The organism is Burkholderia sp. IMCC1007 (assembly GCF_027257875.1).
Classification (GTDB): domain Bacteria; phylum Pseudomonadota; class Gammaproteobacteria; order Burkholderiales; family Burkholderiaceae; genus Burkholderia.
Map to the genome: position 1 here is coordinate 1 of NZ_JAPVQY010000034.1, position 25368 is coordinate 25368.

Consider the following 25368-nt stretch of genomic DNA (forward strand, 5'->3'; position numbering starts at 1 on the left):
ACCGTCTACCCGGGCGAGATCCACTCGCTGATGGGCGAGAACGGCGCCGGCAAATCGACGCTGATGAAGATCCTGTCCGGCGCATACCGCGCCGACGCCGGCGGCGAGATCCTGATCGACGGCGAGCGCATCGACATCGACGGCCCGCTCGCCGCGCGCGATGCCGGCGTCGCGGTGATCTACCAGGAACTGTGCCTCGCGCCGAACCTGACCGTCGCGGAAAACATCTACGTCGGCCGTGAACTGCGCCGCGGCAACCGGCGCTGGGGCACCATCGATCGCGCGGCAATGGCGCGCGGCTGCCAGGACGTGCTCGCGCGCCTCGGCGCCCCGTTCGGCCCCGACACGCTCGTCGGCACGCTGTCGATCGCCGAACAGCAACTCGTCGAAATCGCGCGCGCCGTGCACACCCGTGCACGCATCCTCGTGATGGACGAGCCGACGACGCCGCTGTCGTCGCGTGAAACCGAGCATCTGTTCGGCCTGATCCGCCAGTTGCGCGAGGAAGGCCTCGCGATCATCTACATCAGCCATCGGATGGCGGAGATCTACGAACTGTCCGATCGCGTGTCGGTGCTGCGCGACGGTTCATACGTCGGCACGCTCGAGCGCGCATCGCTGTCGGCCGAGCGGCTCGTCGCGATGATGGTGGGCCGCGACATCTCCGGTTTCTACAAGAAGGAACATGCGCCGTACGACCCCGGCCACCTGCTGCTGTCGGTGCGCGACATCGCCGACGGCGAGCGCGTGCGCGGTTGCAGCCTCGATCTGCATGCCGGCGAAGTGCTCGGCATCGCGGGGCTCGTCGGCGCGGGCCGCACCGAGCTCGCACGGCTGATCTTCGGCGCGGAGCCGCGCACGCGCGGCGACGTGAAGCTCGGCGATCGCACGTTCGGCGCGCATTCGCCGCGCGACGCGATCGACGCGGGCCTCGTCTACCTGACCGAAGACCGCAAGCGCCAGGGCCTGTTCCTCGACATGAGCGTGCGCGACAACATCAACATCTCCGTGTGCAACCGCGATGCACGCCTGGGCGCACTCGATCTGCCGCGCGGCGCGGCGCGTGCGCGCGATGCGATCGCGTCGCTGTCGATCCGCGTGCCGAACGCGAACGTGAACGTCGGCGCGCTGTCGGGCGGCAACCAGCAGAAAGTGCTGCTGTCGCGCCTGCTCGAGACGAAGCCGCGCGTGCTGATCCTCGACGAACCGACGCGCGGCGTCGACATCGGCGCGAAATCCGAGATCTACCGGATCATCAACGAACTGGCGCGCGCGGGTGTCGGCGTGATCGTGATCTCGAGCGAGCTGCCGGAAATCATCGGCGTCGCCGATCGCGTGCTCGTGATGCGCGAAGGCGAAATCGCCGGCGAACTCGGCGGCCACACGCATACCCCCATCACGCAGGAAGCGATCATCGCGCTCGCCACCGGCTCGCAGGCCGAACTCGCCGACGCGCACTGACCACGGCCCCTTCATTTCCCTCTTCATTCAAGGTATCGAAATGATCAACCCGACCAAGCAGCGGAACCTCGCTTCCGCGACGGCCCATCCGGTCGCCAACCGTACGCCGCTGATGCGCGGCGCCGATCACCGCGCACGCATGCAGTCGCTGATGCGCACCGCCGGCATGCTGCCGGTGCTGCTGGTCCTGTGCATCGGCTTCGGCTTCATGACCGACGGCTTCTTCACGCTGCAGAACCTGTCGATCGTCACGCAGCAGGCATCGATCAACATCGTGCTCGCCGCCGGCATGACCTTCGTGATCCTGACGGGCGGCATCGACCTGTCGGTCGGCTCGGTGCTCGCCGCATCGGCCGTCGCCGCGCTGCTCGCGTCGACCATCCCCGGCTGGGGCTGGCTCGGCGTACCGTTCGCGCTCGTCGTCGGCCTCGTGTTCGGCGCGATCAACGGCGGCCTGATCTCGTTCCTGCGCCTGCCGCCGTTCATCGTCACGCTCGGCGCGATGACGGCCGTGCGCGGCGTCGCCCGCCTGATCGGCAACGACACGACCATCTTCAATCCGCAACTGCCGTTCGCGTTCATCGGCAACGGCACGATCCTCGGCGTGCCGTGGCTCGTCGTCATCGCCGGGGCGGTGATCGCGCTGTCGTGGTTCATCCTGCGCCGCACGGTGCTCGGGATGCGGATCTATTCGGTCGGCGGTAATCCGGAAGCCGCACGGCTGTCGGGCATCAACGTGCGCGCGATCCAGCTGTTCGTGTATGCGGCGTCGGGCCTGCTCGCCGGCCTCGGCGCGGTGATGTCGGCCGCACGCCTCTATGCGGCCAACGGGCTGCAGCTCGGCCAGTCGTACGAACTCGACGCGATCGCCGCGGTGATCCTCGGCGGCACGAGCTTCGTCGGCGGCGTCGGCTCGATCGTCGGCACGCTGATCGGCGCGCTGATCATCGCGGTGCTGACCAACGGCCTGGTGCTGCTCGGCGTATCCGATATCTGGCAATACATCATCAAGGGCCTCGTGATCATCGGCGCGGTCGCGCTCGACCGCTATCGCCAGCGCGACTCCGCCCGCACCTGACATCGCTTCCTCACCACTCAACCCCGGGGCGCAGGCCGATCCTCCCGCGCCCGTTCGCCAAAGAATCATTCGGAGACACAACGACATGTTCAAGCACAAAGCCGCCCTGACCGCCGTCGCCTGCGCACTCGCATTCGGTACTGCCGCCGTCCATGCCGCCGACAAGCCGCTGAAATCGATCGGCGTCACGGTCGGTTCGCTCGGCAATCCGTACTTCGTCACGATCGTGAAAGGCGCCGAAGCACGCGCAAAGCAGCTCAACCCGAACGCGAAGGTCACCGCGGTGTCGGCCGACTACGACCTGAACAAGCAGTTCACGCAGATCGACAACTTCATCTCCGCGCACGTCGACATGATCCTGCTGAACGCGACCGACCCGAAGGCGATCGAGCCGGCGGTGAAGAAGGCGCAGGCGGCCGGCATCACGGTCGTCGCCGTGGACGTCGCGGCCGCCGGCGCGAACGCGACCGTGCAGACCAACAACGTGAAGGCCGGCGAACTGTCGTGCGACTACCTCGCGAAGAAGCTCAACGGCAAGGGCAACGTGATCATCGAGAACGGCCCGCAGGTGTCGGCCGTGATCGACCGCGTGAACGGCTGCAAGGCCGTGCTCGCGAAGAATCCCGGCATCAAGCTGCTGTCGAGCGACCAGGACGGCAAGGGCTCGCGCGAAGGGGGGATGAACGCGATGCAGGGCTACCTGACGCGCTTTCCGAAGCTCGACGGCGTGTTCACGATCAACGATCCGCAGGCGATCGGCAGCGATCTGGCGGCGAAGCAGCTGAACCGCGCGAACGTCGTGATCACGTCGGTCGACGGCGCGCCCGACATCGAGGCCGCGCTGAAGTCGAACACGCTCGTGCAGGCGTCGGCGAGCCAGGATCCGTGGGCGATGGCGCAGCAGGCCGTGAACGTCGGCTACGGGATCATGAACGGCCAGAAGCCGGCCAATCCGATGATCCTGATCGAGCCGACGCTCGTCACGCGCGACAACGTGAAGAACTACAAGGGCTGGAGCAGCCCGCGCTGATCGCGCCACACGCCCTTTGTACCGGGCGGCGCCACACGTCGCCGCGTGCGACGTCCAGCGCCGCCCGCCCGCTCGCCGCCGCTGCCGCTGCACCGCGCTCGCGCAATTGCGCACCTGGGCGCCGTATGCGGCCGTGCTGATCACGCGCGGAGCGTCCGGCATGCAGCTGCTGCATCGCGATAGCGAGCTGTTTCAGCCGGCGTTCGCGACCGAGGTTGCGACACCGTCGGCTGCGGCGACGCCAGCATCGGCGGCCGGCTCGCCGGTCAGCTTGCCTACCCCGATGCAACGGCTGCCGAGCAGTTGCGCTACGCGGCCGCCTGCGCGGCAGTCCCCAGTGCACACGCAGGCGCATACGCGCCGACGGCCGCCGAAGTGGCCACGTCATCGCGAACCGCGCTGCCGCCGAACCGGCCGACGCCGCGTTATCCACCTAGACGGAACCGGCCGACACCTCGCGGCAAGCATGCGCCCCACATCGTCACGCGCCGCCCTTCGCGCCGTTGCCGCGCGTCTGCAGCATCTGCAGACTCTCGTCGACACTCAGTTCGGACATCGCATCGTCGTGCAGCGTATCGTCGGCCGCACGGCGCAATGCATGCAACGCGTGCTCCTTGAGCCGTACGATCGCGAATTGCAGCCCGCGTGCCGCGCATTCGGCCGCGAACGTGCGCAACGACTCGATCGTCGTGCCGTCGACGTCCGGCGTTTCCTCGAGGCTCAGCATCACGGTATGCGTATCGGGCGCGGCCTTCATCAGCGCACGCACGCGATTGAGCATCCGGTCTGCGTTCGCGAAGAACAGCTGCGCCTCGGGCCGCACGATCAGCACGCCCGGCACGGGCTTCGCATCCGCATGATTCGCGACGTCGACGAAGTCGTGACCGTCGCGCAACCGGCCGAGCACGCTGACGTTCGGCTCGGACAACTTGCGCAGCGTCAGCAGCAGGCTCACGCCGATTGCCACGAGCAGCCCGTGCAGCACGCCGAGCACGAGCACCGCGAGCAGCGCGGCGATCACGACGAGCCGGTCGCGATGCCACACCCAATACGGCCGGAACACCGCGGGATGCAGCGAATGGCTGACCGCGAAGATCACGATCGCCGCGAGCACGGGCTCCGGCGTGCGGGCGAGTTGCGGCAGCAGCAGCCACACGATCAGCGCGACCACGCCGGCGGCCCATAGCGCCGCGAAACGCGATTGCGCGCCGGCTGCCTCGTTCGCGGAGGTCGCCGAATAGCCGGCACCGACCGGCATCCCGTGCAGCAACCCCGACACGAGATTCGCGCAGCCGATTGCGACGAGGTCGCGGTTCGGCGACACGCTGTCGCCGTGCTTCAATGCGAAGTTGCGGATCGAGCCGTACGACTCCGCATACAGGATCAGCATCAACGCGAACGCGAGCTCGACCGTCTGCATCCATGCATTGCGGTCGAGGTGCGGCAACCCGAATTCGAGGTGCCGGAAGTCGATGTGCCCGACGATCGCGATCCCGTAGTGCTGCCAGTCGAACACGTAGCCCGCACCGATCGACAGCACGATCACGACGAGCGTCGCCGGCACGCGCGAGCGACGCCCGAGCACGAACAAGAGCGCGAGCGCGGCCGCGCCGAGCGCGACGCTCGCAAGGTTCGCATGCGGCGCGCCGGTGACGAGATCGAGCGCGACGTGCGGCGCATCGCTGTGCCGCACGGGGATCGCGAGAATCTTCGGCAACTGCTTGATGACGATCGTCAGCGCCAGCCCGAACGTGAAGCCGCGCAGGACCGGGCGTGCAACGAAGTCCGACATGCCGCCGAGCCGCGCGACGCCCGCGAGGATGAACAGCACGCCCGTCATCGCGACGAGCGCGGCCGCCAGCGCGAGCTGCGCGGCAAGCGCCATCCCCGACTCGGCCAGCACCGTCGCCGCGAGCACGGCGGCCGACGACGACGTCGACGACACGATCGCAAAACGGCTGCTGCCCGTCAGCGCATAGACGACGAGCCCAGACAGCAGCGCGATCAGACCGGCCTGCGGGGGCAGGTTGGCAAGGCCCGCATACGCGACGGCCTCGGGAATCAGCAGGCCCGCGATCGACAGGCCGGCCAGCGCATCGAGACCGATGCGCTGCGTCGGAGGTGGCGGCGCCGCATCGACTGCAGCGAAATGGTCGGGATGCTGCGGGCCGGCATCCGGGCGGATCGGGACGGTCGTCATGGGGCGATGGGCGCCGTGCGCGTGTCAGGGTTTGGCGGCGATGACGCCCGACCAGCCGGGCAGATAGCGCGCGTCCTGATCGTGTGCACGATGCAGCGCGACGTCGAGCGCCTTCGTGAAGTTCTTGCGGATCTGGTCGAGCGTGACGTGCTGGCGCAAATAGTCGGCCCACAGGAATTCGCTGAACGGCGTCGCGTCCTTCGCATACCCGCCCGCCGTGCGCAGTTCGCCCGCGAGGCTGCGATACGGATCGTCCACGATCCCCGTCAGCGACTTCGGCAGATTCGCGTAGTCGCGGCGCGTGCCGTCCGCGCCGAATGGATGCACCCACTGGTTGTGCTCCATCATCCGCCAGAAGATCGTGTCGTCGAGCCAGGACAGATCCTTCAGCAGCATCGCATTGATGCGCGACTCCCCTTCCTCGATCAGCGCGAGGCCGAGATGATGGTGGTCGGTGATGTAGTGCACGCCGCCCGGGCCAAGGACGGCCGGAAACCAGTGCGAGTCGATCGCCGCCTTGCGCGCGCGCTTGTCGAGTGTCTTCCAGTGCTTGCGCTTCGCTTTCACTTCGCGATAGCCGACCGTCATCTGTGTCGGACGCAGCGCGTCGAGCCTGACGGGAATGAGATGAACGTCGTTGCCGAGTGCCATGGTCGTACCCCATGTTGCTGATTTCCGGCAACGATACTCCTGATCCTGCGGACCGTTAATACGTCGCGACGTCGATGCGCGCGTGATTGACCATCCCTGACAACCGGCCGCGCCGGCACACGGCAATTACGCGCGCAGATCGTCGCGCTCGAGACGATGGCGCACGTAGGGAATCCCGTCGTGCACGACGCTCACGCGACGCATGCCGAGCTTGCGCGCGACGTTCAGCGAACCCGTGTTTGCCTCGGCGATATCGGCGATCACACGAGGCAGCCGCACGTTGTCGAACGCGTGGCGCACGACGGCCGCCGCGGCCTCGCACGCGATGCCGCGCCCCCACGCCGCGCGCACGAGCCGCCAGCCGATCTCGACGTCGCGCGCGCCGTCCGCATAGTCGGGAATCAGCAGAATCCAGCCGATGAACACGTCGGGTGCATGCTTGTCGAAGATCGACCAGTAGCCGAGGCCCGGCGGATAGTCGCGCGTGATCCGATGCGTGACGAAGCGGCGATGCTCGACCGGATCGTGCCACGGCCCCGCGATATGCCGTGTGACTTCGGGATCGCGATCCATCGCGATGCTCGCGTCGAGATCGGCCAGCACGCGCGGACGCAGCCACAGCCTCGCGGTGTCGAACACGGGCAATGCGGCAGCGAAATCTTCGGTCATCCGGACTCCTGATTCGAGGGCGAACGTGCGGCGCGCACATTACATAACTGATACAAAAAGCCTTCCGGAATGATACAGCCGCCGGGCGCCTTGCTCGGCGTACCGCGTTCCCGCTTTCGCAACAGTCCATTTCGTAGGGATTATTCCCGATTCAACGTTATCGCGCCCCGCATCGCACGACGCTGCGACCTACACTCGATCCATGCCCGCGCCGCGCGCAGCCGGGCCGGCATCCGTCTGCACATCGTGAGCGCGCTATGCCAACGAGGAGACTTCGGACATGAGCTGGACCCGCGAACAACGCAACGTCACCATCGCTGCCTATCTCGGCTGGACGCTCGATGCGTTCGATTTTTTCCTGATGGTTTTCGTGCTGAAGGACATCGCCGCCGAGTTCGCGTCGACGATACCCGCCGTCGCCTTCGCGCTCACGCTGACCCTCGCGATGCGCCCGCTCGGTGCACTGATCTTCGGCCGGCTCGCCGATCGTTTCGGGCGCCGTCCGACGCTGATGGTCAACATCGCGTGCTATTCCGTGCTCGAACTCGCATCCGGCTTCGCGCCGAGCCTGACCGCGCTGCTGGTGCTGCGCGCGCTGTTCGGCATCGCGATGGGCGGCGAATGGGGTGTCGGCTCCGCATTGACGATGGAAACCGTGCCGACCCATGCACGCGGCATCGTGTCGGGCCTGCTGCAGGCCGGCTATCCGAGCGGATACCTGCTCGCGTCCGTCGTGTTCGGCCTGTTCTATCAGTACATCGGCTGGCGCGGTATGTTCATGGTCGGCGTACTGCCCGCGCTGCTCGTGCTGTACGTGCGCACGCACGTGCCGGAATCGCCGGCCTGGAAGCAGATGGAAAAGCAGCCGCGGCCGGGCCTCTGGGCCACGGTGCAGCAGAACTGGAAGCTCACGATCTACGCGATCGTGCTGATGACCGCGTTCAACTTCTTCTCGCACGGCACGCAGGATCTCTACCCGACCTTCCTGCGCGAACAGCACCATTTCGATCCGCACACCGTATCGTGGATCACGATCGTGCTGAACATCGGCGCCATCGTCGGCGGCCTGTCGTTCGGCGCGATCTCGGAGCGCATCGGGCGCCGCCGCGCGATCTTCATCGCGGCGCTGATCGCGCTGCCGGTGCTGCCGCTGTGGGCGTTCTCGAGCGGCCCGGTCGCGCTCGCCGCCGGCGCGTTCCTGATGCAGATTTCCGTGCAGGGTGCATGGGGCGTGATCCCCGTCCACCTCAACGAGATTTCGCCCGACGAGATCCGCGCGACCTTCCCCGGTGTCGTCTATCAGCTCGGCAACCTGCTCGCGTCCGGGAACGCGACGATGCAGGCATCGTTCGCGGTTTCCCAAGGCAACAACTACGGCTATGCGCTCGCGCTCGTCGCCGGCATCGTGGCCGTCGTGATCGCGGTGCTGATCCTGTTCAGCCGCGAGCGGCGCGGCATCGACATGACGCAATCGGTCAATACGCGTACCACCGCCACCTGATCCCACGCACTATCGCATCGCACCATCGCGCGCGCCCCGCCCCGCCGGGGCGGCGCGCGTGACTTTCCGCACCTGCACATCGAACTAGAGGAATTTGTCCAGATTCCCTGCTTGCCCGCCCCGCCTGCGTTTTTTTATCTTAATAAAAACGGCTGTTTGAATCAGATAAACCAATCACCAGTTCGCGGCCGGGAAACCGGCGTGGGAGGCGGCACATGGCAGTAAGTCAGGAGGGGCGACCCGCTGCGGGACGGGCGTCCGGCGGGCGGTCATCCAGCGCGCGGCAGACCGGCGGGACGAAGGCGCGCATTCTCGATGCGGCCGAGGATCTGTTTATCGAACATGGCTTCGAGGCGATGTCGATGCGGCAGATCACGTCGCGTGCGGCGGTGAACCTCGCAGCGGTCAACTATCACTTCGGCAGCAAGGAAGCGCTGATCCACGCGATGCTGTCGCGCCGGCTCGACCAGCTCAACCAGGAACGTCTCGGCATCCTCGACCGCTTCGATGCGCAGCTCGGCGAGCACATCACCTGCGAGCACGTGCTCGGCGCGATGTTCATTCCCGCACTGAAGGCGTCGCGCGACCCCGACCGCGGCGGCCCCGCGTTCCTCCGGCTGATCGGCCGCGCGTACACCGACCCGTCGCCGTTCGTGCGCAACTTCCTGACCGCCCACTACGCAAGCGTCGCGGGCCGTTTCTTCGACGCGTTCCAGCGTGCGCTGCCGCATCTGCCGCGCACCGAGCTCGGCTGGCGGCTGCACTTCGCGATCGGCGCACTGTCCGGCGCGCTCGCCGGTGCCGAGACCGAAAGCCTGATCGACGAATTCTCGCAAGGCCGCACGATGAACGACGTGCAGATGATCGCGCGGCTGTCGTCGCTGATCGTCGCCGCGCTGAAGGCGCCGATGCCCGACAGCGCGCAATTGTCGAGCTTCGCGGCGGTGCTCGACGATGCGGGCGCGAGCGAAGCATTCGGGCTGATACCCAGTACGTCGGGCGCCGGTTCGTCCACGCTGCACCCGGCGAACTGATCGCACCGACGGCCGCGCAGGCGGCATTTCAGCGATGACTTGCGGGTGCGGGATCACGCGGACGTGCAAACGTTCGCGCCGGTCCGGCGCCCACGTATGCGGCCCGGGCGAGCGCTCACGCGCGGGCCCGGGCCGAACGAATGTCATGCGGCGCCGTGCCGGCGCGCGGGCTTTCGTCGACTGCACAACATCGGGCGGGAACAAGCGCCGACGCGCTCGCTCTCGCCGCGACACCGGAGACCATCATGTCCTCATCCGCAGCCACCACAGCGGCCCAGCTTCCGCCGAACACCGACGGCATCTGGTATGCGTCGTACCCGCCCGGCGTTCCGCACGAGATCGACGTCACGCAATACACGTCGCTCGTGCAGTTCTTCGACGAATGCACGACCCGCTTTGCCGAGCGCGTCGCCTACGTGAGTGCAGGCGCGTCGATGAAGTACCGCGCGCTCGCGCAGAAAGTCGATGCATTCGCGTCGTATCTGCAAAGCACGGGCGTGAAACCCGGCGATCGCGTCGCGATCATGCTGCCGAACTCGTTCCAGTACCCCGTCGCACTGTTCGGCACGCTGAAGGCCGGCGCGATCGTCGTCAACGTCAATCCGCTCTACACCGCGCGCGAACTCGCGCATCAGCTGAAGGACAGCGGCGCGCAGACGATCGTCGTGTTCGAGAATTTCGCGCGCACGCTGCAGGACGCGCTGCCGGAAACGCAGGTGAAGAACATCATCGTCACCGCGCTCGGCGACCTGCTCGCCGACGGCTTCAATGCGAAAGGACACCTGATCAATTTCGTGCTGAAGCACGTGAAGAAGCTCGTGCCGGCCTACCAGCTGCCGCAGGCGGTCCGGCTGCGCTCCGCACTCGCGCTCGGCATGCGCGGCAAGCCGCAGCCGGTGCCGATGACGCGCGACGACCTCGCGTTCCTGCAGTACACGGGCGGCACCACCGGCGTCGCGAAAGGCGCGATGCTCACGCACGGCAACCTGATCGCCAACCTGCTGCAAGCGAAAGCGTGGATCGCCGACCAGGTCACCGGCGACGTCGAGACGGTGCTCACGCCGCTGCCGCTCTATCACATCTATTCGCTGACGGTGAACGCGTTCATCTTCATGGGGCTCGGCGGGCGCAACATCCTGATCGCGAACCCGCGCGACATGAACATGGTGATGAAGATCATCCGCCACGAGACCTTCACCGGAATCACCGGCATCAACACGCTGTACAACGCCTTTCTCGACAACGAGGAATTCTGCAAGCGCGACTTCTCGAAGCTCAAGCTCGCGATGGCGGGCGGGATGGCGATGCAGCGTGCGGTCGCGGAGCGCTTCCAGCAGGTGACGGGGCAGCCGGTCGTCGAAGGCTACGGGCTCACCGAATGCTCGCCGATCGTCACGATGAACCCCGTGAACCTGAACGACCTGGCCGCATTCAGCGGGTCGATCGGCCTGCCTGCCCCGTCGACCCTCGTGCGCTTTCGACGCGAGGACGGCACCTGGGCCGGCATCGGCGAGCCCGGCGAACTCTGCGTGCATGGTCCGCAAGTGATGCGCGGTTACTGGCAGCGGCCGGACGAGACCGCGAAGGTGATCGATGCCGACCGATGGCTCAGCACCGGCGACATCGGCGTGATGGACGAGCGCGGCTTCATCCGTCTCATCGACCGCAAGAAGGACATGATCCTCGTCTCGGGCTTCAACGTCTATCCGAACGAGATCGAGGAAGTGCTCGTGATGCATCCCGGCATCAGCGAAGCGGCCGCGATCGGCATCCCTGACGAAGTACAGGGCGAGCGGATCAAGGTATTCGTCGTGCGACGCGACCCCGCACTGACCGTCGACGACGTACTCGCGCACTGCCGCAAGAATCTCACCGGCTACAAGATGCCGAAGTTCGTCGAATTCCGCGACGCGCTGCCGCAGACGAACGTCGGCAAGATCCTGCGCCGTGCGCTGCGCGACGAGGAAATGGCCAGGATCAAGGCCGCGAAGCAGGGTTAAGGGAGCCAGGCGGGACGCGGCCGGACGATCGCGGCCGCGCTCCGGCGGCGCGCACAGTCGACTCAGTCGTCGTCATCGTCGTGATGGTGGTGCCAGTGCCGCTCATGGTGCCGGCGCCAGCGCCGGTAGCGATCGTCGTCGTCACCGTAATACGCGTATCCGCCATCCGGATACGCGACCACCGCCGGCTGCGGGGCCACATAGACCGGCGCCGGCTGCGGCGCCACATAGACCGGCGCCGGCTCGGCATAGACCGGCACGCCGATACCGACCGACAGGTCGACGTGCCCTGCCATCGCACTGCCGGACGCGAGCAACGTCGCGCTGCCGAGCCATCCCGCCACTATCATCTTCTTCATGTTCCGTCTCCCTGATCTGCCGGCCTGCCCGACACGCGCGACGACTTTAATCGCGCCACGCATCGGCAGGTGCTACGCTGCTGCGAGATTCGTAACCTGTCGTAACGAACGGACCCTAGCCATTCGACCGAATCGCGAAAACGTGCGGGAACGTCTATAGTGGGTTACGGTTCGACACAATCACGACCGCGCGCTGGCGGAACGAACAGGGTAAAATCCCGCCAAACACTTTGGTGGGCGAACACGCCACACACGCACAACATATTCTCTGACGCAGGCTCCTGCCGCACCTCAATGGCCAATCCCGCAGAATCCCATCCGCAAAACGACTTCATCAATGCGGCGCGCAAGGAACGTAAGCGCGTTGAAATCTATCTCGTCAACGGCATTCGTCTGACGGGCTGCATCGAGTCGTTCGACCAGTACCTGGTGATGCTGCGCACCCCCGTGGGTCTGCAAGGCATCTACAAGCGTGCCATTTCCACGATCCAGCTCGACACCGGCGGCGCACGCCCCGGCGGCGGCCCGCGTGGCCCGCGCACCGGCGGCCGGCCGGGCGGCCGCGAAGGCGGCGGCCACAGCCCGTACGGCTCGCACGGCGGCTCCCGCGAGTCGCGCGGCGACGGCGGCGGCTATGGTTCGCGTGAACCGCGCGAAGGCTACGGTTCCCGCGAACCGCGCGAGAGTTACGGCGCGCCGCGCGAGCCCCGTGAAGGCTATGCCCCGCGCGAGCCGCGCGAAAGCTATGGCGCACCGCGCGACGCCGGCGACGCATCGAGCAGCACGTCGCCGTCCGACGCACGCGGCGGCGGCAACGGGCCGGTCATCGTCACGCGCCGCCGGCGAATCGTGCCGGACGGCCAGTAACGCAAAAGGGCAAGCCAATCGGCTTGCCCTTTTGCTTCGTCGGTCGGCGCGGCATGTCTCCGCGCCTGCCAATCCCGTTTGTGCTCAGTGTGCCGTCGTCGGCAAGCCCGCATCGGCCTCGCGCTGCAGCGAACGCACCTGCTGCTGCAATGCGCGCAACTGCGACTGCAGTTCCGCCTGCTGCGCCTGCAATGCCGCCGTTTCGTTACGCACCGTCTTCTGGCGATCCGCGACCGCTGCCTGCTGCTCGCGCGCGATCGAGATGTCGGCCTGCAGACGTCGTGCGCGCTCCTGCGCGACTTCGATCTGCCGGTCCGTTTGCGCCTTCTGCGATTCCAGCTTCGCCGCACGCAACTCGTTGACGGCCAGCCGTTCGGCCTGACGCGAGAAATCGCGATAGATCGCTTCCGCCCGCGTTTCGTCGTAAGTCTTGATCACGCGCCAGAACGCCTTCTGCTGGAACAGCGCGACGAAATACGCCCCGTCCTTGACGCTGAACAGCTGGCTCGCGCCATAGCTGCCGTTATAGCTCGTGCGCATTTCCGTCAGCGAATGCGCCTGGATCTGGCGCTGCAGTTCATCAACCGTGCTCTGCCCGGTCGTATCGCCTGCCTGCGGCTGCACCGACGTCTGACCCTGCTGATCGATCACCGGAATCGCCGCCACCGGCGCGGATGCCTGCTGTACTGCCGGCGCCCCGTTACCTGCCAATCCCTGCGCGAACGCGCCGTGCATGCCTCCTACCACGGCGAGCAATGCACACGCCCGCCCCAACCCCGTCATATGGCTCATCAATTTTGATTCCCGCCCGTGTCGTTGTAATTCAGCGCGATTTTATCTCATTAATTACTCGCTTTCGCGCGTCTCGGGCTCCTCGTCGAATATCTGATATTTACGCATCTTTTCCCACAGTACCTTGCGGCTGATACCCAATTGCTGCGCCGTATCCTGACGCCGCCAACCGTTTGCGTCGAGGGCCGCGATCACGCGGCTGCGCTCGTTCATATCCCATTTGCTGCGATCGACGAAGACTTCCGCCGCGCTCTCCACCGGCACCGGCTGTGCCGAGCTGCGCGCATGCGCGACCAGCCGCTGCAATCGCGCCGCATCCCAGCCGCCCGTCTGCCGCACCGTCACGCCAACGCGCTCGGCCAGGTTGCGCAGCTCGCGCACGTTGCCGGGGAAATAGCTGTCCGCGACCGCGTCCGCGAGCCAGTAAGGCAGGTCGGACAGTTCCGCGAGCCGCTCCTCGCCCACCACCTCCGCGACGAACGACTTGAACAACGCGATCTTGTCGACCGCACCTCGCTCTTCCAGTGACGGAATGCTCAGCTCGATCACTGCGAGCCGATAGTAAAGATCGGCACGGAACAGGCCGTCCTTCACGAGTTGCGGCAGCTTCTTGTTGCTGGCCGCGACCAGACGGAAATCGACCTTGATCGGCGTCGTCGCGCCGACGCGCAGCACCGCGCCGTCCTCGAGCACACGCAGCAGCTTGACCTGCTGATACAACGGCAGGTCGCCAACTTCGTCGAGGAACAGCGTGCCGCCCGCCGCCTGCTCGAAATAGCCTTTATGCGCGACAACCGCGCCGGTAAACGAGCCTTTCGCGTGTCCGAAGAACAGCGATTCGAACAGGCCGTCCGGAATCGCGCCGCAGTTGACCGGCACGAACTCGCCCTGCCGGTAACGCGAGTGCTTTTCGTGGAGCAGTTGCGCGATGCGCTCTTTGCCGACACCGGTTTCGCCGTGCAGCAGCACGTTGGTGTCGCAGTCGGCGAACGTGTCGACTTCGTGCAGCAGTGCCTGCATCGACTCGGAGTGCGCGACGAGTTCGGACGGCCGCAGCGTTTCGGCCGCATGGGCGCGCAACTGCGTGACGAGCTTGCCGACCATTCCGCGCAGTTCGGCGCACGTGAAGTCGAGCGGCAGGATATGCGAATAGTCGGGCGGATACTGCGATGCGTCGTGGTCGCGCGCCGCGCCGACCCAGACGACCGGCATGCCGATATTGGCCTGCCAGTCGCGCAGGAACGCCGCGCCGGTTTCGATCATCGTCACGCTGATGATCGCGAGCGACGGCCGCAATGCGGCGCGCTCGGGCGAGATCTCCGCGTTGTCCGCACGGATCACTTCGACGTCGAAGCTCGCCATGCAGCGGGCAACGCGGTCGACGATGTCCGCCTTGCCTTCCCAGACGTAGAGGTCGAGTTCTGCGATTGCGGGGGTGGGTCTCATCAATGTGATCCGGCTACTTCAGTTGAAAACGCACTTAATTGCCTACTATCTGTGGAATAGCGCATGTCAACGACATGTTATGGACAGTCGCAATCCCGACCTGAACGCCCAATAGCTGCAGCAATGGTACGAGCAGCTGGTCGAGAGCGCCAAAAATACCGTTCAGTACTGTTTTGGACAGCATTGCGAGCAGATCCCCGATCACCGATGTACCAACGGTGATCGGGACGCCCAACAGCGTCGCCGTCACTGTGAGACCGGTTCCCTTGGAAAGCGCAGCCGCGGGTCCCGATAGCGCGTTCGTCAACACTTCCCCGACCTGGTTGGAATTGACGCTTTGATAGTCATCGCTGTTTCCCGTAATGCCGTCAAATACCATAGGACCGCCAACGGATGCGACAGCGGGTACCGAAATGGCCGGAACCGTCGCGGTGACCGATGTCTTCAAACCCACCGCGTTCAGAACGCCGACGTTCATGAGCGTCGCGACCTGCGGCGAGCCGCACGAGTAGCCACCGGAAACGTTCATCGCGCCCTGACTGTTCAACGGCGCGTCTCCGATACACACGTTCGCCAAGCCAGGCTGAGCAACGATATTCGCGCGACTATTGGCCCGCGTTGCCGCGCAGCTCGTCGATGTCAACCAGGCTGTTCCAGGCGCTACTTCGAGGTATAGCGGCAACCTCACACTCAAATCGAGAAGACCGGGCAGCAGCGCCCCCAAGGAACCCCATGTTCCGAGCCCGACGTTCAGGTAGACCGCGATGTCTGCAGTATGAGCAAGGGTGCGCCAAGGATTACCCGGCTTCGTTGGATCGGTCCCGCCTTCCCCGATGGCAATGACTGGCGGCCGGATCACTTGCACTTGCAGCGTAGCTTGTGCGAGGCCGAGAAGATTGAGACCGGTATTGACGCTCACAGCGGGGCTGTTTGCGTTGGCATTCGCGATTTCCGCTGCAGTAAACAACAGATCGAGCAAGCTAACCGTTGCATTCGCAGCATTTTGCGTGTTTGCCAGACCGATTGACAACAAGCCCGGGGTCGACGACGAGTTACCGAGCGCGATTGGCCCAAGCACGTTGAGCTTAGCGAGCACGTTCAGTATCTTCAGGCTTTCGGTAACGTTTGCCTGTACATTCGCAACGGAGTTGCGCCCCAGCGCAGTGATCATCAGGTTAGCCAGCTTGCTGATCGACGCGGTCCCGTTCAACAGTTGATCGACAGTCCCCACCTGGAGCGCCGCACGTAGATCGTCGATTTTGATGCGCGTACACGCCAACGCCTGATAGGTACCGATATTGAAGCTCAACGACGTATTGAGCAACGCACTCAACAACGAATTGACCAAGCCCGGATTGTACGCACTGCTCGTAATCGCATTCCCATTGCAGTCGGTGTTACTGCCGAACATCGCCAGCGACGTACCGATCGAAAATGCATCGACCGCCGCTGCACGGGCCGTCGAAGTCGCAGAGATGGTCACGGGCCCGGCAACGGTCGACCAAAGCATCCCCAGGAACGAGTAGCGCAGCTTGCGTGTCATCGTCACTTGGGCGGCGTTGAGTTGGGGGCATGATTGAGTACCTGGCGAAGCACTGGGCTGAGGACAGGCCATGCTCGCGTTGGCGATCTGATACGTCGACGATCCGCTCGCGGCTGCGGGAGGATCCCATCTGCCGCAGCTCGACTGGATCTGGTCCGTGCCATTCACTGGAGCGACCGTATTGACCTGGTATGAGTCATTCAATTGCGCCACGCTCTGCGCGGCCTGATTCGCACTGGAACAAGACATGTCCGTCGGATTGGTCGGCGCAGCAGCCTGCGCTGCCGCCAGCGCCGCCATATCCGCAATCCTTTGCAGATCCCGCCGCTGCAAATACAGATTCCCGATATCGATCGCGCCCAGCACGACAATCGCGACCATCACCCAGATCGCCGCCATGACCGCAATCGAGCCGCGCTGACGACGTATTCCGGGCCAGCCCGCGCTGCGCCGTGGACGTACATGTGGTTGATCTACACGCATCGTCATGTTGCTTATTGTGCAGCCTGCCCGCCACCCGACATACCGCCACTGGTGGAACCAATCTGCGAACTCATCGAGTTCGGAATCTTGTTCTTGAACGAATCCAGATAACGCTGATAGACAAGTGACGCAACGTCCCCAAGCATCGGCTGCGTCGGTGCCGCCGCGCGGTTGTCGCGCTGCATCGAGAGCCACGCTCTTGTCGAGCTGTCGACGTCGGATACGCCTTGTGTCACAACCTCTTGCCCATATGCAGCAGCGGTGCTCATTGCCACCCCTATGATCGCGCCAAGAATCGCGATCCGACCTGCGCGCATATTTCGCTGATTTTTATAGTTCATGTCGTTCCCCGCCTGTATGTTCATTGTGCAAACCGTTGCAGCAGCGGCACGGTCTGGTCGTAGCCAAAGTTGTTCGCCATCGGCGCGCTAACGTCTCGCCGCTGCACAACGTGCGGCGTAGCTCCCGCACGCTGCTGTGCGCGTACGGCAGCGGCAACTTTCGTGGCGTCAATACCGATATCCTTACGGATATCCGCGGGTAAATGCTGCTGAGTCATCAACATCTGCGCATCCTGCGAGCGCCCCGCCGCGAATAGATAAAGCGCAAGATTGCTGACGATTTTCGGATTATGCTGATCGAGTTCGGCCGCCTTCAGCAGCGGCACCCGCGCGCCAGCGACATCGCCATTGCGCAATTTCGCGTAAGCGAGATCGGATAGCAGTGACGCATCGGTCGGTGCGAGTTGGGATGCCTGCGTCAACGCCTGTACCGCATGTCCGAAATCACCCGCCGCACCAGCGATCAGCCCGAGCCCTCTGTAACCGCGAGCCGCGAGCGGCGTCTTCAGCAACTCCGTGTACGCCGCCGCGCTGGCAGCCGGCTGGTCAGTCATCCGCAGTGCGTCCGCGCGCAGCAGGATCGTGTCAGGCGACACGCCGTACGCTTTATCGTATGCGTCGATGTGCGCGAGCGACGCATAATAGAGACCCTGTACCTGCATCCGCTGGATGAGGCTCAGATACATCGCTGGCGTGTCCGGCACCGATTGCTTCTGATCGGCTGCCTGAATGAGCGCAGCGCGTTCGGTCTGCGTGTTGACGCCGTACCCGCTTTCCTTGGTCGCGCAAGCGCCTAGCAGCAACGCTGCTGTCGCCACACCTGCGTACCGCACCATCCTGCTGGTCCGCTTCATCACTTTTCCTTTGTCCATCAGTGCGACGCCAGCGCACGCATCACTGCCAACATCCCCGGCCCGGCCGTCACGATCAGCAGCGCCGGCAACAGCGTCAGTACCATTACACCGGTCATTTTCACGGTCAATCGGCCAATCCGTTCGCGAAGCATTGCACGACGCGTCTCGCGCAACCTGTCGCCGAATTGCTTGAGGGGTTCCTGCACCGCACCACCGTGCTTGTCAACCTGGACCATCAACCGAATGATCGCGCGCAAGTCCTCGTTGTCGAATCCACCCGATAACCGTTGCATCGACTGCTCGCGCGTACGGCCTGCCGCAAACTGACGCTGCGCGATTCCCATTTCCGACGACAGCACCGGCATCATCCCGCGGAAATCGTTCGTCACGACTTGCAGACTCTGATCGAGCGACAGCCCGACGCCCTGCAACAGGCGCAGCATGTCAACGAGCAACGGCAACTCGTCGACAACGCTCTGTCTGCGGGCAGCGGCACGACGTTGTACATAGAGCTTCGGCAACATGAAACCAAACCCGAACGCGGCAAACATGCCGATCATCCAGTAGCCACTCTTCATCTGACCGCTCGCAAATATCGCAAACAGCAACGGCAACGCGACCGCGCATACAATGCGCACACTCAGGAACAGTCCGCGCGTACGTGCATCGATGTATCCACACTGTTCAAGCAGCCGACGGTCCTCTTCGGCAACGATGTATTTGCCGAACCCCGTGTCGAGCCAGCGCATTCCCGTGGACGACAATCGATCGAGAAAATGTGCAACTCGCTCGCCACCACCCGCGTCCGGTTTCGCACGAGCGCTGCCGCCCGCTTCAGCGCTGGCTTTGGCTGCCTCGAGTACGGCCATGCGCCGATCCAGCGCGTCGACTAGCGCACGTTCGGCGCGCGTCGTGGCACTTGCGCGCAGCACTGCCAGCATGCCGAACAGCAGAACGCCAAGCGCGCCCAACGCCAAAGCAATCGCTCCAATTTGAGTCGCCGTCATACCGTTACCTGAGTCGAGCAATTCGATACAACCACGCGCTGCCGGCCAACTGCAGCAGAAATGCGAGCGTGAGAATCAGCCGTCCGCTCGGATCGCCCCACATCCCTTGCAGATACTTGGGATTGTTCAATATGACGAAACTGCCGATCGCGATCGGCAACATGACGAGCACGAACGCCGACAGCCGCGTCTCTGCTGACATCGCAGTCAGTTCACGCTCCGCCTGTTCGAGATCGCGCATGAATACGGCCATCCGTTCGAGCATTACGTCGGCGCGGCCGCCATATTTGACGGACAAGCGCAGCACCGAACCGACGAGCTCGAATTCCCCGGTTCGATATATCTTCGCGATATGCGTCATCGCACGATCGATCTCGACACCACCGCGCAGCATCCGCGATACGTGATCGAGACAGCCACGCAGCGGCTCGTCGGTTGTCAGCAATGCGGCCTGAAATGCAGCGGGCACGCTGTTGCCGAGCGTCACGAGACGTACGATCCCGTCCAGAAACGATGGAATCTGCCGAACGATTTTGAGTCGTCGCCGCTGAATTCGCGACGCCAGCCAAACCGCGAATATCGAAACCCCACATGCAAACGCCGCGAAACCCGCAAGCGCACCGCCACGGCTGCCGGCAATCACCACGATTGCAACGAGCACAATCAGCGCGATAATCGATTTCCCGCGTGCCCCATCAATTCCCGCGCGAGATATGAGATTGTTCCAATACTCCGCGGCGACCACATACCAGTGCGCCCGAAACGTAGCGGACACACCCCGCGCACCACTCAAGGGTGACGAGGGATGCGGTGCGCCTGCCGTCGCGGGCCGAGATGCCTGCGCGGCCGCCCGCACGCCGGGCTCGAGCCGGCTGTCGATGAAGCGCTTCGCATCGGTTCTCACGCGCCGTGCTTCCGCGTGCCGCCACAACATCAGTGCCGACGCGACGCACAGCATCGCGATCGCTAGAACCCAGATCATCGGGCTATACATTGAAGCCTCCGCCGCGACCAAATCCGCTGCCACCAAAGCCACCGCCGAAACCACCACCACCCAGGCCGGAGTTCACCAGCGCCTGCCGGAAGCGCGCAAGCTTCGGCGAATGCGGATGGATACCGAGCGACTCCCAGTGATCGACCTCCTCGCCTTCCGGCGTCACACGCGCTTCGTAGCGATAGAGTTCCTGCGTCGCGATGATGTTGTCGGACAAACCGGTCACTTCGGTAATCGACAAGATCCGGCGGCGCCCATTCGACAGACGCCCGATCTGCACGATGAAGTCGATCGCGTTCGCGATCTGCCGGCGCAGACTCGACTCGGTGCCCTGAAAGCCCGCGAAGCCTGCCAGCATCTCGAGACGATACAGACATTCGCGCGGTGAACTCGCGTGCACGGTGCCCATCGAGCCGTCGTGGCCGGTGTTCATCGCCTGCAGCATTTCGAGCACCTCACCGCCGCGAACTTCGCCGACGATGATCCGGTCCGGCCGCATCCGTAACGTGTTGCGCAGCAGGTCGCGGATCGTCACGACCCCGGTGCCGTCGAAACCGCCAGGCCGGCTCTCGAGCCGCACGACGTGCGGATGGTTCAACGACAGTTCGGCCGTGTCCTCGATCGTCACGACACGTTCGGGCTCGGGAATATGGAACGCCAGTGCGTTGAGCAGCGACGTCTTGCCGGAGCTCGTCCCGCCCGACACGAGCACGTTGCAGCGCGCTTCGACCGCCGCCTCGAGCAGTGCGCCGATTTCTTCGTTGTACGTGCCGTTGCCGAGCAGGTCGGACGGCTTCAGCGGATCCTTGCGGAATTTCCGGATCGAAACGATCGGACCATCGATCGACAGCGGCTCGATCACGACGTTCACGCGACCGCCGTCGGGCAGCCGCGCATCGACCATCGGATTCGACTCGTCGAGGCGGCGGCCGATCGGCGCGAGAATACGGCGCACGATCCGCAGCAGATGGGCGTTGTCGGTGAACCGTACGGGCAGCTTCGCCAGAATCCCATGACGCGACACGTACACGTCGTGATAGCCGTTGATCAGGATGTCCTCGACCGCCGGATCTGCCAGCAGATCCTCGATCGGCCCGAAGCCGGCCAGCTCCTTCGTCAGCGCCTCGGCAATCGCGCGCACCTCGTTCTCGTTGAGCGGGATGCGGCGCAGGCGCACGAAGCTGTCGATCTCGAGATCGACGAACTGGTTGATCGCCTGGCGCGACCACCGACCGAACTCGGCGCCGAGTTCCTCGATGCGCGTCAGCAGATGCTCGTGCGCGGCATTCTTGATGTCGTGAAATTGCTGCGTCTGGGAGAACGGCGCTGCGCCGTCGGCGAATTGAATGTCGTGTGCCATCGCTTACGACCGCTTGGACGAAGGTTGAATGAAACGTTTCAGTGCGGACAGGCCCGGCGCGACCCGCGACGCGCCCGCCATGCCGGACACCCCGGGCAATCGAGTAGCCAGCGATTCAAGCGCTCGCACGTACGGATCGCGCTCGGCCATATCGACGATGAGCCTGCCCTGGTTCGCGGCATGGCCGATCGCAACGCGGCGCTCGGGCAGCGTGCCGACCAGCGCCAATCCGAGACGCTCGGCGATTTGTCCGGGCACCAGATCGAGCGCAGGATCGTACTGGTTGACGACCAGTCGTACGCGGTCGGTATCGATGCCCGAATCGCGCAGCCCGGTCAGCAGATCGGCCGCCGACACGATCGACGCGACGCCCTGATCGCAGACGAGCCACGCCTCGTCGGCCGAAGCTGTGATCTGCGTGATGAATTCGCGGTTCGAAAAACCGCCGAGATCGATCACTTGGTGGTCGAAGAACGCGCGAAAGCGGTTCAGCAAGCCGATGCACGATGCATATGACACGTCGCGAAAGCCGCCGAGATCGGGCGGCAGCGTCGTCAACGCGAGGCCGCTCTGGTGCCGGGTCAACGCAGTGTTCACGAACGTGCGGTCGATACGGCGAAGGTTCTGCACCGCGTCGAGGAAATGGAATTCGCAGCGTGTGTTCAGGAACAGCGCCCCGTCTCCGGCCGGCAATCCCAGATCGACCAATGCGGTCTGACGTCCCGGCGGCACGCTGCTGCCATCCGCCCCCTCGACCGCGCGCGGGCCGAGCGCGCGCTTTTGCAGCCAGACAGCGAGATTCGCCGCAAGCGTGCTGACGCCCATGCCGGCACGCGCGCCGAGCAGCGCAACGACCTTCCCGTGGCGACTCGCCGGCTCGCCGACATGCGCGAGCAGTCCACGCGTCGTCCGCAGTGCTTCCTCAGCCGATGCCGACACGTCGATGAAATCGCGCACGCCGGCACGCAGCGCAGCGAGCGTGCTTTCCGGCTGTGAGAGCGAGCCCAGCGCGACGATCGGCAACCCCGGATGCGCAGCGCGCACCATCGCGGCGGCGACGCTCGCCGCTTCCCCACTTTCCGAGAAATCGATGAATACGAGTGCCGGGTTGACGCCCGTGATGCGCTGGCCAAGCGCACCCGGCTCGAGCGACGTCGCCTCGACCGCCCCGGCCGGCACAAGCGTATCGGCAAGCCAGCGGACATGCGCTTCCTTCGGCGATGCGCAGACGAAATAGTCGGTCACGGCGGGTTCACACAATGATTGGGTTCGTGCATTCATGTCGAACACCCCCGATTACACAAGGCTTAGCGGTGCGCCGGAGCGCGCAATGCTTCGCGTTCATTTCGAAAATCCCGGCGCAGCGTCCGGCGCCGCAATACCGCCCAGATACGATCGCCAGACCGGCCCGTCACGCTGCTCGGACAACTCGCCGGGAGTCGCCGGCAACGCCGCGCCCTTCGCGATCGGCGCAACGAGGTGCGGCGTCACGATGATCAGCAATTCCTTGTCGTTCTGCTGATAGTTCAGATTCTTGAAAAACGTACCGATGATCGGAAGGTCGCCAAGCAGCGGAACCTTGCTGACGTTCGACATCGTCTGGCGATCGATCAGGCCGCCGATCACGAAGCTCTCGCCGTCGCCGAGCTCGACCGTCGTGTCCGCGCGACGCGTCGTGATTCCCGGCACCGCGACACCGCTGATCGTCACGCTGTTCACGAAGTCGAGCTGGCTCGACTCGGGCGCGACCTTCAGCGCGATCCGCTGCGGACTCAGCACCGTGGGCGTCAGCGTAAGCCCCACGCCATATTGCTTCCATTGAATTGCGGTCGAACCGAGTCCTTGCGGCGACGGGACTGGAATTTCACCGCCCGCGAGGAAGCTCGCGCTTTGACCGGACAGTGCGACGAGCGTAGGTTCCGCCAGCACGCGGGCAAAATTGTTGGCCTCGAGCAGCGACAACTCACCGAAGATGCCGCGCCCGGCAGCATTCACGACCAAGTTGAATGCCGACGTCACCGGTGAGCCGAGCGTCGGAATGTACCCTGCCGAGCCAGGACCGGAGCCGCCGCTATACGACTGCACACCGCCCGGCGAAAACGAGCCGAACGAGAAACCATTGTTCTGCTTGAAGAAGTTGAACCCGACCTGCTTGAGCACCGATCGGCTGAATTCGACGACACGCACGTCGACCTGCACGACGTTCTTGCCGGCCAGCGTCGAGCGGTCGATCACCGTACCTTTCCCGGCCATGTTCTTGGCAACTGCGACTGCGCGTTCATGAGCGTCAAGCGATGCCGACGCACCGCGCAACACCGCCGTTCCGCCATACGCGTTCACGCGCGGCGTGGAATCGTCGAGCACGGCTTGCGCGGCTGCGTCGACGACCTCGATGCTCCAAACCGTCGGCTCGTCGTGACCGCGCTCCCACAGCATCACATTCGTCGCGCCGGGAGCTTTCCCGGTCAGTAGTACCGAGCCGGACCGGCTGCCTTTCATGATCAGCACGTCGGCGATCGCCGGATCGCCGACCGCCACGCGTTGCAGTCCGTGACCAGCCGAAATCTGCCGCTGCGCGCCGACCGGCAGTTCGATCTTGCCGCTCGCGCTCGAGAACGACGCGAATGTCATAGTCCAGATAGCAATCGCGAATGCAATCAGTGTGTTTTTCATTGTTTGGTAGACCGTCACACGGCCTTTACTTGTCGTCGCTGATATCGATGGCCATCGATGTCGTTCAATACGCAACCGTTTCCGACCGGCCGCCGCGGATCACCTCGATGCTTCCTCCGCCGCCGCGACCCGTCCGTACTACAGGCGGTAGACGCGACGGCAACGGCGGTACGTTCACATTAGCCACGGCATTTCTCGGCGTGCCGGAGAGCTGTTTCAGCGATACCCCGGTCGCAGCCAGTGCCGACGGCGACAGTTTGTTGTCCGTGCGCACGGCGACCGTTTGCATCGCAAGTTCGTCGTCGCGGGGATTGCGCAGCGCCAGCGTCAGCCGGCCGCTCGCCTCGCCGAGCGTCAGCGCATCGACCTGCGCGGTTGGTACCGCGAGCACCGCGATGCGCACGTTCGCCGGCTGGCCGTTATTGCCGTTGTTGTTGCCGCTGTCGCGATCCGGCGTCGCGTCGCCGAACGACAACACGCGCACCTTCGACATCAAGAGCCGCGCTTGTGTCTGCGAGACTTCGCCGTCGAACATCGAATTGCCTTCGCGCTTGAGATTCAGGAACACGTCGACGAAATTGCCGGGCCGCAATCGGTTGCCGACCGCATTGGTCTCGTCGACGTGAACCGCAATCGCGCGCTCCCCCGGTTGAACATCTTCGGCAAGCCCTGAGACCAGCGCGTCCGAGACGATCGGAGTCGATGCAGGGATGTCTCTCGCAGGAACGCGACCGACCAATGTGGCCGGATCGGCAAACGCGCCGGTTGGCGCGGGCGCGGTCGCCCGGACCTTCAACGCGTCGGCCGCAATTGGTTGACCAACGGGCAGCATGCGCGCGGCAATCACGACCGGCACCGGGTCGGCCGCAACGGGCTGCTGCTGTGTTGGAACGACATGCGCTGCGCTGCGTCCGAGCATCCATGCGTAGATTCCGAGCAGAACAGCGATCGCAATCAGCAGCCCCGCGATGATTTTTGTCAGGTTGTTGGCCATATTGGTATTGGAATGCCGGAAGCAGGTTCTT

22 protein-coding genes and 1 pseudogene are annotated in these 25368 nt (G+C 64.6%); 8 read left to right on the plus strand and 15 right to left on the minus strand.

All coding sequences use genetic code 11. The features are described 5' to 3' along the window. The 4 genes and pseudogenes from O1Q03_RS25125 to O1Q03_RS25140 all read left to right on the plus strand — a co-directional run. Positions 1-1461, plus strand: a 1461-nt coding sequence (locus O1Q03_RS25125) for a sugar ABC transporter ATP-binding protein (RefSeq protein WP_269506727.1), incomplete at its 5' end; no start/stop codon positions are given. Between the two features lie 40 nt (positions 1462-1501). Beyond that, positions 1502-2539: an ABC transporter permease subunit gene (locus O1Q03_RS25130; protein WP_269506728.1), complete on the plus strand. Its 1038-nt coding sequence runs from the start codon at positions 1502-1504 to the stop codon at positions 2537-2539. 85 nt (positions 2540-2624) lie between these two features. Continuing rightward, on the plus strand, positions 2625-3569 hold the full coding sequence (locus O1Q03_RS25135; RefSeq protein WP_269506729.1) for an ABC transporter substrate-binding protein: 945 nt from the start codon (positions 2625-2627) through the stop codon (positions 3567-3569). A gap of 94 nt (positions 3570-3663) precedes the next feature. Further along, positions 3664-3950, plus strand: a pseudogene (locus O1Q03_RS25140) (PfkB family carbohydrate kinase); the annotation flags it as partial. Positions 3951-4050: 100 nt separating this feature from the next. On the opposite strand, the gene O1Q03_RS25145 reads toward O1Q03_RS25140, so the two are convergent. The 3 genes from O1Q03_RS25145 to O1Q03_RS25155 form a co-directional block, all read right to left on the minus strand. After that, complete coding sequence (locus O1Q03_RS25145) at positions 4051-5769, minus strand: SulP family inorganic anion transporter (protein WP_269506730.1); 1719 nt, start codon at positions 5767-5769, stop codon at positions 4051-4053. Between the two features lie 24 nt (positions 5770-5793). Then, positions 5794-6420, minus strand: a complete 627-nt coding sequence (locus O1Q03_RS25150; RefSeq protein ID WP_269506731.1) for a ParB-like protein — start codon at positions 6418-6420, stop codon at positions 5794-5796. 126 nt (positions 6421-6546) lie between these two features. Beyond that, complete coding sequence (locus O1Q03_RS25155) at positions 6547-7089, minus strand: GNAT family N-acetyltransferase (protein WP_269506732.1); 543 nt, start codon at positions 7087-7089, stop codon at positions 6547-6549. A 280-nt stretch (positions 7090-7369) separates the two neighbouring features. On the opposite strand from O1Q03_RS25155, the gene O1Q03_RS25160 reads away from it, so the two are divergent. The 3 genes from O1Q03_RS25160 to O1Q03_RS25170 all read left to right on the plus strand — a co-directional run bounded on the left by O1Q03_RS25160 (position 7370) and on the right by O1Q03_RS25170 (position 11624). Further along, positions 7370-8590, plus strand: a complete 1221-nt coding sequence (locus tag O1Q03_RS25160) for an MFS transporter (protein ID WP_269506733.1) — start codon at positions 7370-7372, stop codon at positions 8588-8590. 215 nt (positions 8591-8805) lie between these two features. Beyond that, positions 8806-9624, plus strand: coding sequence for a TetR/AcrR family transcriptional regulator (locus O1Q03_RS25165; protein WP_269506734.1), 819 nt, complete (start codon positions 8806-8808; stop codon positions 9622-9624). 245 nt (positions 9625-9869) lie between these two features. Then, positions 9870-11624 (plus strand): AMP-binding protein, encoded by a 1755-nt coding sequence (locus O1Q03_RS25170; protein WP_269506735.1) that lies wholly within the window; start codon positions 9870-9872, stop codon positions 11622-11624. 62 nt (positions 11625-11686) lie between these two features. Here the strand turns inward: O1Q03_RS25170 and O1Q03_RS25175 are convergent, their stop codons facing one another. Further along, on the minus strand, positions 11687-11983 hold the full coding sequence (locus tag O1Q03_RS25175; protein ID WP_269506736.1) for a hypothetical protein: 297 nt from the start codon (positions 11981-11983) through the stop codon (positions 11687-11689). Between the two features lie 294 nt (positions 11984-12277). Between O1Q03_RS25175 and hfq the strand changes: the two genes are divergently transcribed. Beyond that, the gene (gene hfq, locus O1Q03_RS25180) at positions 12278-12850 is read left to right on the plus strand and encodes an RNA chaperone Hfq (RefSeq protein WP_269506737.1); all 573 of its coding nucleotides are present in this window, start codon (positions 12278-12280) and stop codon (positions 12848-12850) included. An 84-nt stretch (positions 12851-12934) separates the two neighbouring features. Here the strand turns inward: hfq and O1Q03_RS25185 are convergent, their stop codons facing one another. From O1Q03_RS25185 to cpaB, 11 genes are all read right to left on the minus strand, one after another. After that, positions 12935-13642 (minus strand): DUF2968 domain-containing protein, encoded by a 708-nt coding sequence (locus O1Q03_RS25185; protein WP_269506738.1) that lies wholly within the window; start codon positions 13640-13642, stop codon positions 12935-12937. A 54-nt stretch (positions 13643-13696) separates the two neighbouring features. Continuing rightward, positions 13697-15088, minus strand: coding sequence for a sigma 54-interacting transcriptional regulator (locus O1Q03_RS25190; RefSeq protein WP_269506739.1), 1392 nt, complete (start codon positions 15086-15088; stop codon positions 13697-13699). Positions 15089-15122: 34 nt separating this feature from the next. After that, complete coding sequence (locus O1Q03_RS25195; protein WP_442865843.1) at positions 15123-17120, minus strand: pilus assembly protein TadG-related protein; 1998 nt, start codon at positions 17118-17120, stop codon at positions 15123-15125. A gap of 5 nt (positions 17121-17125) precedes the next feature. Beyond that, entirely contained in the window at positions 17126-17455 is a 330-nt protein-coding gene (locus tag O1Q03_RS25200) for a DUF3613 domain-containing protein (RefSeq protein WP_269506740.1), read from the minus strand. A gap of 20 nt (positions 17456-17475) precedes the next feature. Next, positions 17476-18309, minus strand: coding sequence for a pilus assembly protein (locus O1Q03_RS25205; protein ID WP_269506793.1), 834 nt, complete (start codon positions 18307-18309; stop codon positions 17476-17478). Between the two features lie 17 nt (positions 18310-18326). Continuing rightward, the gene (locus O1Q03_RS25210; RefSeq protein WP_269506741.1) at positions 18327-19316 is read right to left on the minus strand and encodes a type II secretion system F family protein; all 990 of its coding nucleotides are present in this window, start codon (positions 19314-19316) and stop codon (positions 18327-18329) included. A 4-nt stretch (positions 19317-19320) separates the two neighbouring features. Next, a complete protein-coding gene (locus O1Q03_RS25215) occupies positions 19321-20310 on the minus strand; it encodes a type II secretion system F family protein (RefSeq protein ID WP_269506742.1) in 990 nt (329 codons plus the stop codon). Beyond that, on the minus strand, positions 20303-21670 hold the full coding sequence (locus O1Q03_RS25220; RefSeq protein ID WP_269506743.1) for a CpaF family protein: 1368 nt from the start codon (positions 21668-21670) through the stop codon (positions 20303-20305). Before O1Q03_RS25220 ends, O1Q03_RS25215 begins: the two co-directional genes overlap by 8 nt. Before the next feature lie 3 nt (positions 21671-21673). Further along, the gene (locus tag O1Q03_RS25225; protein WP_269506744.1) at positions 21674-22951 is read right to left on the minus strand and encodes a fimbrial protein; all 1278 of its coding nucleotides are present in this window, start codon (positions 22949-22951) and stop codon (positions 21674-21676) included. 60 nt (positions 22952-23011) lie between these two features. Next, complete coding sequence (locus O1Q03_RS25230; protein WP_269506745.1) at positions 23012-24343, minus strand: type II and III secretion system protein family protein; 1332 nt, start codon at positions 24341-24343, stop codon at positions 23012-23014. 64 nt (positions 24344-24407) lie between these two features. Next, positions 24408-25337, minus strand: a complete 930-nt coding sequence (gene cpaB / locus O1Q03_RS25235) for a Flp pilus assembly protein CpaB (RefSeq protein ID WP_269506746.1) — start codon at positions 25335-25337, stop codon at positions 24408-24410. Positions 25338-25368 lie beyond the last annotated feature (31 nt).

Bases quoted from the DNA above. Each gene is read 5' to 3' on its own strand.
- cpaB (WP_269506746.1), bottom strand. From the start codon at position 25,337: ATGGCCAACAACCTGACAAAAATCATCGCGGGGCTGCTGATTGCGATC.
- O1Q03_RS25145 (WP_269506730.1), bottom strand. From the start codon at position 5,769: ATGACGACCGTCCCGATCCGCCCGGATGCCGGCCCGCAGCATCCCGAC.
- O1Q03_RS25215 (WP_269506742.1), bottom strand. From the start codon at position 20,310: ATGTATAGCCCGATGATCTGGGTTCTAGCGATCGCGATGCTGTGCGTC.
- O1Q03_RS25225 (WP_269506744.1), bottom strand. From the start codon at position 22,951: ATGAATGCACGAACCCAATCATTGTGTGAACCCGCCGTGACCGACTAT.
- O1Q03_RS25230 (WP_269506745.1), bottom strand. From the start codon at position 24,343: ATGAAAAACACACTGATTGCATTCGCGATTGCTATCTGGACTATGACA.
- O1Q03_RS25160 (WP_269506733.1), top strand. From the start codon at position 7,370: ATGAGCTGGACCCGCGAACAACGCAACGTCACCATCGCTGCCTATCTC.
- O1Q03_RS25130 (WP_269506728.1), top strand. From the start codon at position 1,502: ATGATCAACCCGACCAAGCAGCGGAACCTCGCTTCCGCGACGGCCCAT.
- O1Q03_RS25185 (WP_269506738.1), bottom strand. From the start codon at position 13,642: ATGAGCCATATGACGGGGTTGGGGCGGGCGTGTGCATTGCTCGCCGTG.
- O1Q03_RS25175 (WP_269506736.1), bottom strand. From the start codon at position 11,983: ATGAAGAAGATGATAGTGGCGGGATGGCTCGGCAGCGCGACGTTGCTC.
- hfq (WP_269506737.1), top strand. From the start codon at position 12,278: ATGGCCAATCCCGCAGAATCCCATCCGCAAAACGACTTCATCAATGCG.
- O1Q03_RS25155 (WP_269506732.1), bottom strand. From the start codon at position 7,089: ATGACCGAAGATTTCGCTGCCGCATTGCCCGTGTTCGACACCGCGAGG.
- O1Q03_RS25220 (WP_269506743.1), bottom strand. From the start codon at position 21,670: ATGGCACACGACATTCAATTCGCCGACGGCGCAGCGCCGTTCTCCCAG.
- O1Q03_RS25150 (WP_269506731.1), bottom strand. From the start codon at position 6,420: ATGGCACTCGGCAACGACGTTCATCTCATTCCCGTCAGGCTCGACGCG.
- O1Q03_RS25190 (WP_269506739.1), bottom strand. From the start codon at position 15,088: ATGAGACCCACCCCCGCAATCGCAGAACTCGACCTCTACGTCTGGGAA.
- O1Q03_RS25195 (WP_442865843.1), bottom strand. From the start codon at position 17,120: ATGACGATGCGTGTAGATCAACCACATGTACGTCCACGGCGCAGCGCG.
- O1Q03_RS25165 (WP_269506734.1), top strand. From the start codon at position 8,806: ATGGCAGTAAGTCAGGAGGGGCGACCCGCTGCGGGACGGGCGTCCGGC.
- O1Q03_RS25170 (WP_269506735.1), top strand. From the start codon at position 9,870: ATGTCCTCATCCGCAGCCACCACAGCGGCCCAGCTTCCGCCGAACACC.
- O1Q03_RS25135 (WP_269506729.1), top strand. From the start codon at position 2,625: ATGTTCAAGCACAAAGCCGCCCTGACCGCCGTCGCCTGCGCACTCGCA.
- O1Q03_RS25210 (WP_269506741.1), bottom strand. From the start codon at position 19,316: ATGACGGCGACTCAAATTGGAGCGATTGCTTTGGCGTTGGGCGCGCTT.
- O1Q03_RS25200 (WP_269506740.1), bottom strand. From the start codon at position 17,455: ATGAACTATAAAAATCAGCGAAATATGCGCGCAGGTCGGATCGCGATT.
- O1Q03_RS25205 (WP_269506793.1), bottom strand. From the start codon at position 18,309: ATGAAGCGGACCAGCAGGATGGTGCGGTACGCAGGTGTGGCGACAGCA.